General features: G+C 62.0%; 11 protein-coding genes. 6 read left to right on the top strand and 5 right to left on the bottom strand.

The window, feature by feature from the left end; all coding sequences use genetic code 11:
* Window positions 1-89: 89 nt before the first annotated feature.
* Both ACOX7T_RS06665 and ACOX7T_RS06660 read right to left on the bottom strand, forming a co-directional pair.
* A complete protein-coding gene (locus ACOX7T_RS06665; RefSeq protein WP_433441101.1) occupies window positions 90-623 on the bottom strand; it encodes a hypothetical protein in 534 nt (177 codons plus the stop codon).
* Window positions 624-784: 161 nt separating this feature from the next.
* The gene (locus tag ACOX7T_RS06660) at window positions 785-1699 is read right to left on the bottom strand and encodes a LysR family transcriptional regulator (RefSeq protein WP_433441099.1); all 915 of its coding nucleotides are present in this window, start codon (window positions 1697-1699) and stop codon (window positions 785-787) included.
* A gap of 139 nt (window positions 1700-1838) precedes the next feature.
* Between ACOX7T_RS06660 and ACOX7T_RS06655 the strand changes: the two genes are divergently transcribed.
* The 5 genes from ACOX7T_RS06655 to ACOX7T_RS06635 all read left to right on the top strand — a co-directional run bounded on the left by ACOX7T_RS06655 (window position 1839) and on the right by ACOX7T_RS06635 (window position 7727).
* Window positions 1839-3467, top strand: coding sequence for an FAD-dependent oxidoreductase (locus tag ACOX7T_RS06655; protein ID WP_433441096.1), 1629 nt, complete (start codon window positions 1839-1841; stop codon window positions 3465-3467).
* A gap of 54 nt (window positions 3468-3521) precedes the next feature.
* A complete protein-coding gene (locus ACOX7T_RS06650; protein WP_433441094.1) occupies window positions 3522-4472 on the top strand; it encodes a 4Fe-4S binding protein in 951 nt (316 codons plus the stop codon).
* Between the two features lie 211 nt (window positions 4473-4683).
* Window positions 4684-5967, top strand: coding sequence for a cation:proton antiporter (locus ACOX7T_RS06645; RefSeq protein ID WP_433441092.1), 1284 nt, complete (start codon window positions 4684-4686; stop codon window positions 5965-5967).
* On the top strand, window positions 5930-6553 hold the full coding sequence (locus ACOX7T_RS06640; protein ID WP_433441090.1) for a TetR/AcrR family transcriptional regulator: 624 nt from the start codon (window positions 5930-5932) through the stop codon (window positions 6551-6553). The genes ACOX7T_RS06645 and ACOX7T_RS06640 overlap by 38 nt, the downstream gene beginning before the upstream one ends.
* A 127-nt stretch (window positions 6554-6680) precedes the next feature.
* On the top strand, window positions 6681-7727 hold the full coding sequence (locus tag ACOX7T_RS06635) for an NAD-dependent epimerase/dehydratase family protein (protein WP_433441088.1): 1047 nt from the start codon (window positions 6681-6683) through the stop codon (window positions 7725-7727).
* Between the two features lie 98 nt (window positions 7728-7825).
* Here the strand turns inward: ACOX7T_RS06635 and ACOX7T_RS06630 are convergent, their stop codons facing one another.
* The 3 genes from ACOX7T_RS06630 to ACOX7T_RS06620 all read right to left on the bottom strand — a co-directional run bounded on the left by ACOX7T_RS06630 (window position 7826) and on the right by ACOX7T_RS06620 (window position 11414).
* Window positions 7826-8200: a metallopeptidase family protein gene (locus ACOX7T_RS06630; protein WP_433441086.1), complete on the bottom strand. Its 375-nt coding sequence runs from the start codon at window positions 8198-8200 to the stop codon at window positions 7826-7828.
* A gap of 9 nt (window positions 8201-8209) precedes the next feature.
* A complete protein-coding gene (locus tag ACOX7T_RS06625; RefSeq protein ID WP_433441084.1) occupies window positions 8210-9133 on the bottom strand; it encodes a helix-turn-helix domain-containing protein in 924 nt (307 codons plus the stop codon).
* A 118-nt stretch (window positions 9134-9251) separates the two neighbouring features.
* The gene (locus tag ACOX7T_RS06620) at window positions 9252-11414 is read right to left on the bottom strand and encodes a Tex family protein (protein WP_433441082.1); all 2163 of its coding nucleotides are present in this window, start codon (window positions 11412-11414) and stop codon (window positions 9252-9254) included.
* A gap of 311 nt (window positions 11415-11725) precedes the next feature.
* On the opposite strand from ACOX7T_RS06620, the gene ACOX7T_RS06615 reads away from it, so the two are divergent.
* The gene (locus tag ACOX7T_RS06615) at window positions 11726-12475 is read left to right on the top strand and encodes a hypothetical protein (RefSeq protein ID WP_433441080.1); all 750 of its coding nucleotides are present in this window, start codon (window positions 11726-11728) and stop codon (window positions 12473-12475) included.
* The last annotated feature ends 14 nt before the right edge of the window (window positions 12476-12489 follow it).

Below are 12489 nucleotides of genomic sequence, written 5' to 3'. Positions count from 1 at the left end.
GAGAAAGAGACAGGGGAGAAAAAGAAAACCGCCCCAGCCCGGAGAGATCCGGACAGGGGCGGCGGATATGGTTTGCGGTTGGGATGGAATCAGCCTACGGGCAGTACTTCCACGATACGACAGACAATGGAGTTCTCGGAGATACGGTCGTTGTTGGCCATCAGCTCGGCCAGGACATCCTGGTCCTCCTCCAGCTCCAGCTTGACCACAGCGCCTCTGTGGCGCTCTTCCTTGGTCTCGGCGGCAGTGTTGGGGATGTCGAACACCATCTTGGCCACCTTGTCCCGCAGGATATTGGTCTTGGTGGCGTTGTCGGCCAGTCCAAAGACAATGTGGCTGTCATCTCCGGCGGCGCCGGGGGTGAAGATGGCGATGTTGGGGGTGCCGTCGGCATTGACGGTGGACACCACGGACACGCCGCTGTAAGCGGCGATCTCGTCCAGCAGCTCCTGCTGGGTCAGATTGCCATACAGGCCGGTGGTGACGGAGGCGGTGGTGACGGCATCGGTGCTGCCGTCGGTGGGAGCGGGGGCGCTTTCACCGGCATCGGGCTGGCTGCAGGCGTTGAGACTGAGCGCCATAACACCGGCCAGAGCCAGAAGCACAAGAGAATTCTTCTTCATAACGATAAAACTCCTTCCTGTTTGGAACCTCATATGGGAGGTGAAGGGTATTCTATCGTATTGTTTGAAAATTGTCAAAGGTCAAATGTACAAAATGCGCATAAAACAATGAACTAAAAACTGTTACAAGGTAAAATTGCTATATTTAATAGGTATATTGTTCAGAGCTTCCCTTCCATGGGGCAGGGAGCGCCGTAGGAGGAGTAGGAGGCGGCGATGTCCAGGAAGCGCCGCAGAGTGTCGCTGATGACCTTGTTGCGGTGGTAGCACAGCAGGAAGGAACGCTGCCAGGCGCAGCCCTCCACGTTGACCCGATGCAGCTCACCCCGGGAGAGCTCCCCGCTGACCAGCCGGGCGGAGAGAACCGCCAGCCCATACCCCCGCATAACGGCCTGCTTGATGGCGGCGGTGCTGCTGCATTCCCACTTGACGTTGAGGGGCAGACGCCGGCGGGCCATGAAGGACTCAAAGAGGGCACGGGTGCCGCTGCCCTGCTCCCGGAGGACAAAGGGCTGTCCGGCCAGTTCCTCCGGATCCACCGACTTCCGGGCGGCAAAGGGGTGGTCGGGGGCGCAGACCAGGATGAGGCAGTCGCTGATAATGGGGGAGGAGAGAATCTCCTCCCGGTGGATGATACCCTCCACAATGGCCGCGTCCAGCTCGTTCTGGAGGAGCTTGCTCTCAATGGTGCGGGTGTTGTCCACCTGAACCGACAGATCCACATTGGGCCGGACGGAACGCAGCTCGTCAAGAATGGGACAGAGCACTGTGCTGCCCACGGTGAGGGTGGCGCCAATCCGCAGTGAGGGGCGCTCTCCCTCGCCCTGCATGACTTCGTCCAGCCGGTCAAATGCCTCTACCGCCAGGAGGGCCTGGGCGCGGAGGGTGCGCCCAGCCTCAGTGAGAAAGAGCTCCTTGGGGTAGCGCTCAAAGAGCCGGGCCTTGTACATCTTCTCCAGCTCGCCAATGGTCTGGGAGACCGTGGGCTGGGACACATAAAGCCGGGCGGCGGCCTCGCTCATGTTCCGGGTCTCGGCCACGGTGAGAAAAATTTTCAGGTGGCGGATGGTGATCAAGTCTGTCCCCTCCTTTGTGGGTATCGGTTTTTCTGATTGGGTCTATCCAATTTTACTATTTTACCAATAGCAGAACAAGTGATAAAATGAAGACAAAGTTTGAAAGGCGGGTCAGCCGCCGGAAAGGATGGATATTCCCGTGAAGATTTTGGTTATCGGCGGCGTAGCCGCAGGCACAAAGACGGCCGCCAAGCTCAAGCGCGAGGACCCCACGGCGGAAGTGACCATTCTCAACAAGGGTCAGGACATCTCCTATGCCGGCTGCGGCCTGCCCTACTATGTAGGCGGTCTCATCCACGAGCGGGGAGAGCTGATTGTCAATACCCCCGCCAAGTTCGAAAAGCTCACCGGCGTGACGGTGAAGTGCGGCGTGGAGGCTGTGGCTCTGGACCGGGCCGCCAAGACTGTCACCGCCAGAAATCTCTCCGACGGCAGCGAGAGCGTGTACAGCTACGACAAGCTGGTGGTGGCCGTGGGCGCCTCCCCTGTGAAGCCTCCCATTGAGGGTGTGGACCTGAAGAATGTGTTCTTCCTCCGTACGCCCGAGGACGCCGTGGCCCTGCGCCAGGCCGCCGAGAGCGGCGAGGTCCGCCGGGCCGTGGTGGTGGGCGGCGGCTACATCGGCCTGGAGGCCGCGGAGAACCTGGCCGCCCGGGATATCCGCACCACCGTTCTGGAGATGGCCCCCCAGATTCTCCCCGGCTTTGACAAGGAGATGGCCGCCTGGGCGGAGAATCATCTGGCCGAGGAGGGCATCATGGTCTTCACCGGCGAGCGGGTTACCGCCATCACCGGCGAGGGCAAGGTGGAGAAGGTTCTGTGCGAGAACCGGAAGATGAAGGCCGACCTGGTGGTGCTGTCCACCGGCATCCGGCCCAACACCGCCTGGCTCTCCGACAGCGGCCTGGACATGGTGAAGGGCACCCTGCTCACCGACCTCCACGGCCAGACCAACGACCCGGCTATCTGGGCTGTGGGCGACTGCGCCATGGTCCACAACCTGATTACCGGCGCCCCCGCCTGGTCCCCCATGGGCTCCACGGCCAACATCGCCGGCCGCAGCGCTGCCGTAAACCTGGCGGGCGGAGAGAGCGAGTACATGGGTGTGCTGGGCACCGCTGTGTGCAAGCTGCCTGGACTCAACGCCGGCCGCACCGGCATGAGCATGGAGCAGGCCGCGGTTGCCGGCATTGACGCTGAGAGCGTGGTGTGCGTCCTGGGCGACAAGGCCCATTACTATCCCGGTTCCGGCGACTTTATCATCAAGCTCATCGCCGCCAGAGAAGACCAGCGGCTCCTGGGCATCCAGGTGCTGGGCAAGGGCGCGGTGGACAAGATGGTGGACGTGGCCGTCACCGCCATCACCCTGAAGGCCCGCCTGGCCGACCTGGCCAACATGGACATGGCCTACGCGCCCCCCTTCTCCACCGCCATTCACCCCTTTGTGGCCGCGGTGCAGATTCTGCTCAACAAGCTCTCCGGCCGTCTGGTGAGCATGGGCCCCGCCGACTTCCAGGCTGGAAAGGCGGAGGGCCGCCGTATCATTGACGTGGGCCCCGCTCCCTCCCTGGAGGGTGCGCCCTATCTGGACTTCACCGCTCTGCCCAATGGGCTGGAGGGCATCGGCAAGGACGAGAAGCTCCTTCTGGTGTGCGCCAAGGGCAAGCGGGCCTACCTGACCCAGAACCGGCTGCGTGCCCTGGGCTATACCGACACCGTGGTGCTGGAGGGAGGCACCACCGTCAACGGCACCGACCTGGTGAAGTAAAACAAGACACATCCTGCGCTGAAATACAAAATAATTAAGGAGAGGTAATCAATTATGGCCTGCACCATCAAGCCCGAGGATATCAAGCGGGTGAAAGCCTTCGGCTTTCTCCACAACAAGGGAACCGACTGCTTTAACGGACGGATTATCACGGTAAACGGCAAGATCACCGCCAAGCAGAACCAGATCATCGCCGAGGCCGCCGAGAAATTCGGCAACGGCACCGTGGCCTTCACCACCCGCCTGACCGTGGAGATTCCCGGCATCCACTACGACAACATCGAGCCCTTCCGGGCCTACATCGCCCAGGCCGGGCTGGAGACCGGCGGCACCGGCTCCAAGGTCCGCCCCGTGGTGGCCTGCAAGGGTACCACCTGCCAGTACGGACTCCACGACACCTTCGGCCTCTCCGAGGAGATCCACGAGCGGTTCTACAAGGGCTACCACAATGTCCGCCTGCCCCACAAGTTCAAGATCGCCGTGGGCGGCTGCCCCAACAACTGCGTCAAGCCCGACCTGAACGACCTGGGCATCATCGGCCAGATGGTCCCCAACTTCGACCCCGAGGAGTGCAACGGCTGCAAAAAGTGCGGCGTGGCCCAGGTGTGCCCCATGGGCGCGGCCAAGCTGGCCGACGGCGAGCTGACCATTGACAAGGACGTGTGCAACAACTGCGGCCGCTGCATTGACAAGTGCTACTTTGACGCCATGGACGGCGGCACCTTTGCCTACAAGATCTACATCGGCGGCCGCTGGGGCAAGCGCACCGCCACCGGCCGTCCCCTCAGCAAGCTCATCACCACCAAGGAGGAGGCCCTGAACATCATCGAGAAGGCCCTTCTTCTGTTCCGTGAGCAGGGCAAGACCGGCGAGCGCTTTGCCGACACCATCGAGCGCCTGGGCTTTGAGCACGTGGAGAAGGAGCTCCTCTCCGACGACATCCTCTCCCGCAAGCAGGCCATTCTGGACGCTCAGCTCCACATCACCGGCGGCGCCACCTGCTGAGCCCCAAAAGCCAATACCACCAGAAAAATCCTCCGGACAGTGTGTCCGGAGGATTTTTTTGTCCACATGAGAGCGCGGTGGTGTGGAAAAAGATTCACAATTAATTTACAGACTAATCAGTCTGTTTGTATTAAAATAAAACAGACGGTACGGTCTGCTTTTTGAGTTGGGCGGGCCTGACGGAATAACGCTGTAAAAGAGGGAATCTGAGATGGTAATCGAGGAACTCATCCGGCTGCTCCTGACCGTAGGAGTGGCGTTCGTGGTGGGAAAGCTGGTGTCAAAGCTGCGGCTGCCCGCCATTCTGGGCTGGCTGCTGACGGGAATGGTGCTGGGGCCCCACGCCTTCGGCCTGCTGGACAACACGGTGCTGGACGCGGCGTGGTACGGTACGGCGGAGCACATTCTGGAGTGCATTGTGGGCCTGATGATCGGCACCGAGCTGCTGTGGCACAAGCTGAAGAAGGCCGGCAGGCAGATTGTGGTCACCACGGTCACAGAGTCCCTGGGGACCTTCCTGGTGGTCAGCCTGGTCTTTGGTGTGATATTCCTGGCGGCGGACGTGCCGGTCTATCTGGCCTTCCTCTTCGGCGGCATCGCCCTGGCCACCGCGCCCGCGCCGTCCCTGTCCATTGTCAGCGGCATGAAGACTGCCGGACCGGTCACCGACACCCTGATCCCCATGGCCGCCCTGGATGACCTGGTGGGCGCGGCGGTGTTTTTCGTGGTGGTGGCGCTGGTGTCCGCAAACCTGTCCGCCGGGCAGATTTCGGTGGGGGTCATGCTGCTCATCGTGCTCCTGCCTGTGCTCCTGGGGGCGGTTACCGGCTTTGTGACAGGAAAGCTGCTCCGGCTGGTGCGGGGACAGAAGGCCTCGGTGGCGGTGATGGCGGTCATGCTGCTCCTGTCCGCCGGGCTGGGGATGTTCCTCAACCAGGTGGTGCTGCCTGTGCCCGCCCTGAACTTCATGCTCATCGGCATGGCCTTCTCTACTGCGTTCGCCAATCTCATCCCGGAGAAGCAGCTGGAGGAGATCATGCAGGTGATGAATCCGGTCATCGGCGCGGGTCTGATTGTGGTCATTCTCAATCTGGGCGCCCCGCTGGATTACCACCTGATCTTCGGCGCGGGACTCTATACCGCCGTCTATATCGTGGCCCGGGCGGTGGGAAAATACAGCGGTGCACGGTTCGGCGCCACGGTCACCGGCGCGCCGGTCACCGTGCGGCGCTACCTGGGCCTCACGCTGCTGCCCCACTCGGGGGTGTCACTGGTCTTTACGGGTATTGCGGTGTCCGTCCTCAGCGGGCCCGCACCTGAGTGCGCCTCCATTCTCCAGGGTACCATCGCCGCGGCGGCAGTGATCAACGAAATTATTGCGGTATTTATCGCCAAAAAGGGCTTTGAGTGGGCCGGTGAGCTGAATCAGGCAGGAAAAAGACAGGAGGAGTGGAACCATGACGCAGAAGGAACGCCAGGAACGCAGCAGGCGTGAGATACGCAGGGCCGCCATGGAGGAGTTCGGGAGCAAGGGCTATGAGGCTGCCACCATGGATGGTATCTGCGTAAGAGGGGGCATCTCCAAGGGGATGATCTACCACTACTATACAGGCAAGGACGCGCTGTTCCTGCTCTGCGTGGGGGACATGTTCCGCAGCATGGCGGAGTATGTGAGCCGGGCCATGGAGGAGGAAGGAGAGGAACCTGAAAACGGCAGGAGCTGTATCAGGCGTTTCTTCTCCCTGCGTGAGCGCTATTTTCAGGAGCACCCTTTGGAGAAGACTGTTTTTGAAAATGCCATGCTCCATCCGCCCAAACATCTCCGGGAGGATATCCAGCGCCTGAGAGGTCCGGTTCAGGACATCAACCGCCGCTTTCTGGGGAGGGCTCTGAGTAGGCTCACCCTGCGGGAGGGAGTGGACAGACAGCGGGCTTACCGGTATCTGGAGAGCCTTGAGGGGACACTGTTCCCCATTGTGGAGGGCTATCAGGGACAGGAGAAGATTACAGATGTAAAGGCCCTCTTTGCCCTGTCGGAAGAGGTACTGGACATGCTGCTGTTCGGTATCGCCAGAGAATAAGTGCGGCAGGTCCCACGGCACAGCCGTGGGACCTGCTTTTTCATATTTCACAAACATCTCCTTGTCAAAACAAAAACAGCGGAAGGCTAGACTATCGCTACACAAAGCAAAACAAGGAGGAGCCCCTATGAACACGTCTGAAAAGCTTGAAAAGAAGATTTACCTGGTCACCGGAGCAGCCGGTTTTCTTGGCGGCACCATCTGCCGCCAGCTGGTGGCCCGGGGAAAGCGAGTCCGTGCCTTTGTTCTGCCGGGAGATAAGGCCAGGGCGTTTCTTCCCGAGGGAGTGGAAATCTGTGAGGGGGATCTGACGGACCCCGCCTCACTGAAGCGCTTTTTCACTGCGGAAGACGGCGCTGAGCTCTATGTGACACACTGCGCCTCCATCGTCACGGTGGACCCGGACTACAACGCCAAAGTGATTGACGTCAACGTGGGCGGGACGAAAAACATCATCGATTGCTGCCTGTCCGCGCCCCAATTCCGCAAGCTGGTCTACGTCAGCTCCACCGGCGCCATTCCGGAGCTGCCCAAAGGGGAGAAAATCGCGGAAGTCAGCCATTTCGAGCCTGAGACAATGCCTGAACTGGTGCGGGGCTGTTACAGCCAGAGCAAAGCGCTTGCAACCCAGCTGGTGCTGGATGCCGTCCGGGACCAGGGCCTGAACGCCTGCGTGGTCCATCCCTCCGGCATTATGGGCCCCGAGGATTATGCGGTGGGGGAGACCACCAGCACCATGATTAAGATTATCAACGGTGAAATGCCCATGGGTATCGACGGTACCTTCAATCTGTGCGATGTGCGGGATCTGGCGGCGGGCTGCATCGCCGCCATGGAGAGAGGCCGCAGCGGTGAGTGCTATATTCTGGCCAACCGGGAGGTGCGCTTTAAGGACTTTGCCAAGCTGGTGGCCGAGGAGGCAGGCTGCAAGGCGCCTGACGTCTTTCTACCCTGTGGTGTGGCCAACTTTATTGCCGGTATTGTGGAGAAGAACGCCAAAAAGCAGGGGAAAAAGCCGCTGCTCACCACGTTTTCTGTCTACAACCTGGCGCGCAACAACAATTTTGACTCCTGTAAAGCGGAGCGGGAGCTGGGATATCACACCCGCAGCTACCGTGAGACCATGCATGACGAGATCGCCTGGCTGAAGAGCACGGGTAAAATCAGGGGATGATGGCCAAAGATAGAGCCCGCTGGAGCGGGTCATTGCCGCACCGATAGTGCCTTTATAGAACAAGGGCTCCGCCGGTAAAACCGGCGGAGCCCTCTGTTTTATGGGTCAAGTTCTTCGTGCCAGGCCTCCAGAAAGGCCTCGTCCTTCAAATCCAGGCCCCGCTCGCCCGCCAGACCCTCGATGTGGTGGGTGAACTCGTGGGCCAGGGTGGCATAGAGCTCCTCCTCCCAGTCCGCTTCGGTCCATTCCTCTTTGGCGGCCAGGGCGGCAAAGGAGCCGTAGTACAGGAGAATGTACCGGCCCATCTGGTCGTCGCAGTACTCGCCCAGAATATACATCTCCCCCGACGGGAACTCCGGGTCCGGCATCTCGTCGGGCAGGAGGGAGATACCACCGTTGAGGTCGGCATAGAATTCCTCAGGGAACTCCTCCGCCATCCGGTCCAACAGGTTGCCTGCCTCATCAAAGGTCATACTGATTCCTCATTTCCTGCCTGCGGCGCTTACCATGCCGCAGAGAAGTCCTCCCACCGGAAAGACAATCCAGGTGGGGTGCCAGGCGTCGAACACAAAGCCCGCCACCAGGAAGATGATGGTGGCAGCCGACATAATAAAGCCGCACCGGCGGTCAGAAGCAGGGGAAGGGGTATAGGTCCAACTGGCCTCCTCCTGGGCAGCGCCGCTACCGTGGTACTTGCTGTGCTGGATGCCCAGGTAGACCAGAGCGGCCACTGCGGCCGCCACAATCAAGAAGAACACCGTACAGGCTGCTGCGCCGCCGTTGGGCTGGAACTGCCACAGCACGGACAGCCCTATCAGCAGGGCCACTGCCACCAGAATGGCGGCTACCCCGATGGCGATGCCCGCCCGGAATATTTTCCGGAAGGCGGTAATGGCATCGGCATTGTAGAAAGGCGGCACCGTTGGGTGGGCTTTGCGGAAGTCACTGTGGGCGATGCCGCCCCAGATAAACAGAAATACCGCTGCCGCCAGGCACAAAAAGAAGGGAAGTACGATAAAGCCCGTCTCACCCCAGACCAGACAGCCGCCCAGAATGGAGGCTATGCTGGCGACGGACAGGAACACTCCGGCGGCCATGAGGACGGAGAAGCGGTCCATGTGCTGGTCGTAGGCCACGAAGAGGGCGAACCGGGCCTCCTCAGCCGCAGTGTCAGGGGCGGGAGGCGGGGGAAAATCCGTCTCAGACAGCTCTTCCCGCATCAGCTGGTCCAGGGTGCAGGAGAGCAGGTCAGCCAGGGTGAGCAGGGTGGCGGCCTCGGGAAGGGTCTGGCCGCTCTCCCACTTGCTCACCGCCTGGCGGCTCACGCCCAGGGCCTCGGCCAGGCTCTCCTGGGTGTACCCGGCCCGGCGGCGGAGAATGGGCAGATTATGTTCAAAATGAGTCATTTGAATCGGTCACTCCTTTCAGCATCATTTTGCCGGAAGAAGGCCGGTTTTACCACCAACCCGGCGTTTCGGCGGGGATTTTTTCGCGCAACTTCAGGTTGCATGGCTGATTTTGGGCTCAGGAGGGCTTCTTCATGGTGAGGGAGATGCGCTTTTTCTTCTCGTCTACCTCCAGAACCCAGACGGTGACGATATCACCCACGGCGCACACCTCGCTGGGGTGCTTCACCCGGCGGCCCGCGCCCAGCTGGGAGATGTGGACCAGGCCGTCCTGATGGACGCCGATGTCCACAAACACGCCGAAGTCGATGACGTTGCGCACCGTGCCGGTGAGCTCCATGCCCGGCTTCAGGTCCTTCATCTCCATCACGTCGGTGCGCAGGATGGGCTTGGGCAGCTCGTCACGGGGGTCGCGGCCCGGCTTCATCAGCTCACCCACCACGTCCCGCAGGGTGGGCACGCCCACGCCGCAGGCCTGGGCGGCCTTCTCCTCGCCGTAGTCCTTCACCCGCTGGGGCAGCTGGGACAGGTTGCCCGCCTTCACGTCGGCCATGCCGTAGCCGCACAGCTCCAGCAGTTTGCCCGCGGCGTCGTAGCTCTCGGGGTGGACGCCGGTGTTGTCCAGCACGTTGGCACTCTCGGGCACCCGCAGGAAGCCGGCGCACTGTTCGAAGGCCTTGGGGCCCAGCTTGGGCACCTTCAGCAGCTGCCTGCGGGAGGTGAAGGCGCCGTTCTCCTCCCGGTACTTGACGATGTTCTTGGCAGTGGTGGCGTTGAGACCTGCCACCCGGGTGAGCAGGGGGGCGGAGGCGGTGTTCAGGTCGGCGCCAACAGAGTTGACGCAGTCCTCCACCACGCCGGACAGGGTCTCATCCAGTCGGGCCTGGGGCATATCGTGCTGGTACTGGCCCACGCCGATGGCCTTGGGGTCGATCTTCACCAGCTCGGCCAGGGGGTCCTGGAGACGCCGGGCGATGGACACGGCGCTTCTCAGGTTCACGTCGTACTCGGGGAACTCCTCGGCGGCCAGCTTGGACGCGGAGTACACACTGGCGCCCGCCTCGCTGACAATCATATAGCTCACGCCGCCCCCCAGCCGCTTGATCAGCTCCACCGTCATCTGCTCGGTCTCACGGCTGGCGGTGCCGTTGCCGATGGCGATGTGGGCCACACCGTGCTTGCGGATGAGTTTGGAGAGCACGTCGATAGCCTCCTCCTTCTTCCGCTCGCTGAAGGTGGGGTAGACCACCGCCGTGTCCAGCACCTTGCCGGTGCCGTCCACCACGGCCACCTTGCAGCCGTTGCGGTAGCCCGGGTCCAGGCCCATGGTGACAAAGCCCTTCACCGGCGGCTGCATCAGCAGGGGCTTCAGGTTCAATCCGAACATCTTGATGGCGCCCTCGTCGGCCTGCTCGGTGAGCAGATTGCGGATCTCCCGCTCGATGCTGGGGGCGATAAGCCGGTCGTAGGCGTCCTCAGCGGCGGCGCGGACAAAGGCCATGGAGGGAGCGCCGGGCACCAGCACAGCTCTGCGCACCACGATGAGGGCGGCCTCCCGGTCCATCTCCACCGAGACCTTCAGCACCTCCTCCCGCTCACCCCGGTTGATGGCCAGAATCTGGTGGCCCATGGCACGGGAGACAGGGGTGGTGAAGTCGTAGTACAGGCGGTACACCGTGTCCTCAGGCTCCTTGTCCGCCGCCTTGGACACCAGGCTGCCCTTGCTCCGCCACAGCTCACGCAGGCGCTTGCGCAGGTCGGCGTCGTCGCTGATGGCCTCGGCGATGATGTCGGAGGCGCCGGCCAGGGCCTCCTCCACCGAGCTGACCCCCTTTTCCGGGTCCACATAGTCGGCGGCGGCCACCTCAGGGGCGGGGCAGTCCCGGCCCTGGGCAAAGAGCAGCTGGGCCAGAGGCTCCAGACCCTTCTCCTTGGCGATGGTGGCCCGGGTGCGGCGCTTGGGCTTGTAGGGGCGGTACAGGTCCTCCACCTCCGCCAGAGTGGCGGCGGCGTCAATGGCGGCGGACAGCTCCTCGGTCAGCTTGCCCTGGCCCTCGATGGAGGCCTTGACCTCCTCACGGCGCTTGTCCAGGTTGCGCAGGTAGGTCAGGCGGTCGGCCAGGGTGCGGAGGGTGGTGTCATCCATGGTGCCGTGCATCTCCTTGCGGTACCGGGCGATGAAGGGGATGGTGTTGCCCTCGTCCAGCAGGGTGATGACATTCTGAATATGCTCTTCCTTGCGGCCCAGTTCCCGGGCCAGGATCTGAACAATAGTCTCCATTGCAAAACTCCTTTGTGTAGTATGCGTGTTCTTTGAGGTATATTTTACGGCATCTCAACCAGGAAGTCCAGGGGAAAGCTTGCGCGGTGACCGGCGAGCGGGTAGAATAAAAGAGAGAAAACCGGCGAAAGGAGAGACGGAATATGGCGCGTACACTGGAAGAACTGAACCGTACCCTGACGGAGCTGGGGGAGCGGCAGGAGAAGCGGTAGCAGCTGCTGGACCAGTGGTTCGTCCTGAAGAGAGAGAAGAACAGGTGTTCCGCACGGGCGGAGGAGCTGAAGCAGATCCTGGCCAAGGAGCGGCGGGATGTGGAGGAGCTGGAGGGCATGAGCCTGAAGGGGCTGTGGCTGCGCATCACCGGCGACCGGGAGGGCCGCCTCTCCAAGGAGAAGGCGGAGGCCCTGGCGGCCCAGGCCAAGTATGAGCAGGCCCTCCGGGACGTGGAGGACGCCAAAAACCGGCTGGCCGAAATGGGCCGGGAGCTGGACCAGGTACCCGACTGCACCGCCGAGCGGGAGGCGGCCCTGAAGGAGAAGCGTGCCCTGCTGCGTGAGGCGGGCGGCGCGGTGGGGGAGCGGATCGCTGCCCTGGAGGAGGAACTCGCTGCCCGGCAGAGCCGGAAAGAGGAGCTGGGCGAGGTCATTGCCGCCGCACAGGAGGTGTTCTCCCGCCTGTACGAGGCGATCCGCGAGATGAGTGAAGGTGAAGATACCTCCACCACCAGGATGAAGCAGTACGCATTGAATGAGACCCGGAACTATGTGGATCAGGCCCAGCAGCTCCTGTCCCGGTTCCGCACCGAGCCGGCCGACGCGGCCCTGAGCTCCCGGGCCAAGGTACCCATCGAGGCCTTCGCCGCCTTTCCCGGCTACTTCCTTTCCGACTTCCTTGACGACATGGCATTGCTGAAGCAGATTGGGCAGTCCGGGGAGAGCGTCATCCGGGCGGTGCATGAGGTGGAACGGGTACTGGACCAGCTGGAGGACCTGGACTGTCAGGAGGAAGTGGGCATCTCCCGCGCCCAGGACGCGCTGACGCAGCTGACTGAGACGGGATAAATCCAAATAAAACA

It is taken from the genome of Pseudoflavonifractor sp. (genome assembly GCF_050943825.1).
Taxonomy (GTDB): Bacteria; Bacillota; Clostridia; order Oscillospirales; family Oscillospiraceae; genus Pseudoflavonifractor.
This window is presented reverse-complemented; position numbering and strand designations above follow the sequence as displayed.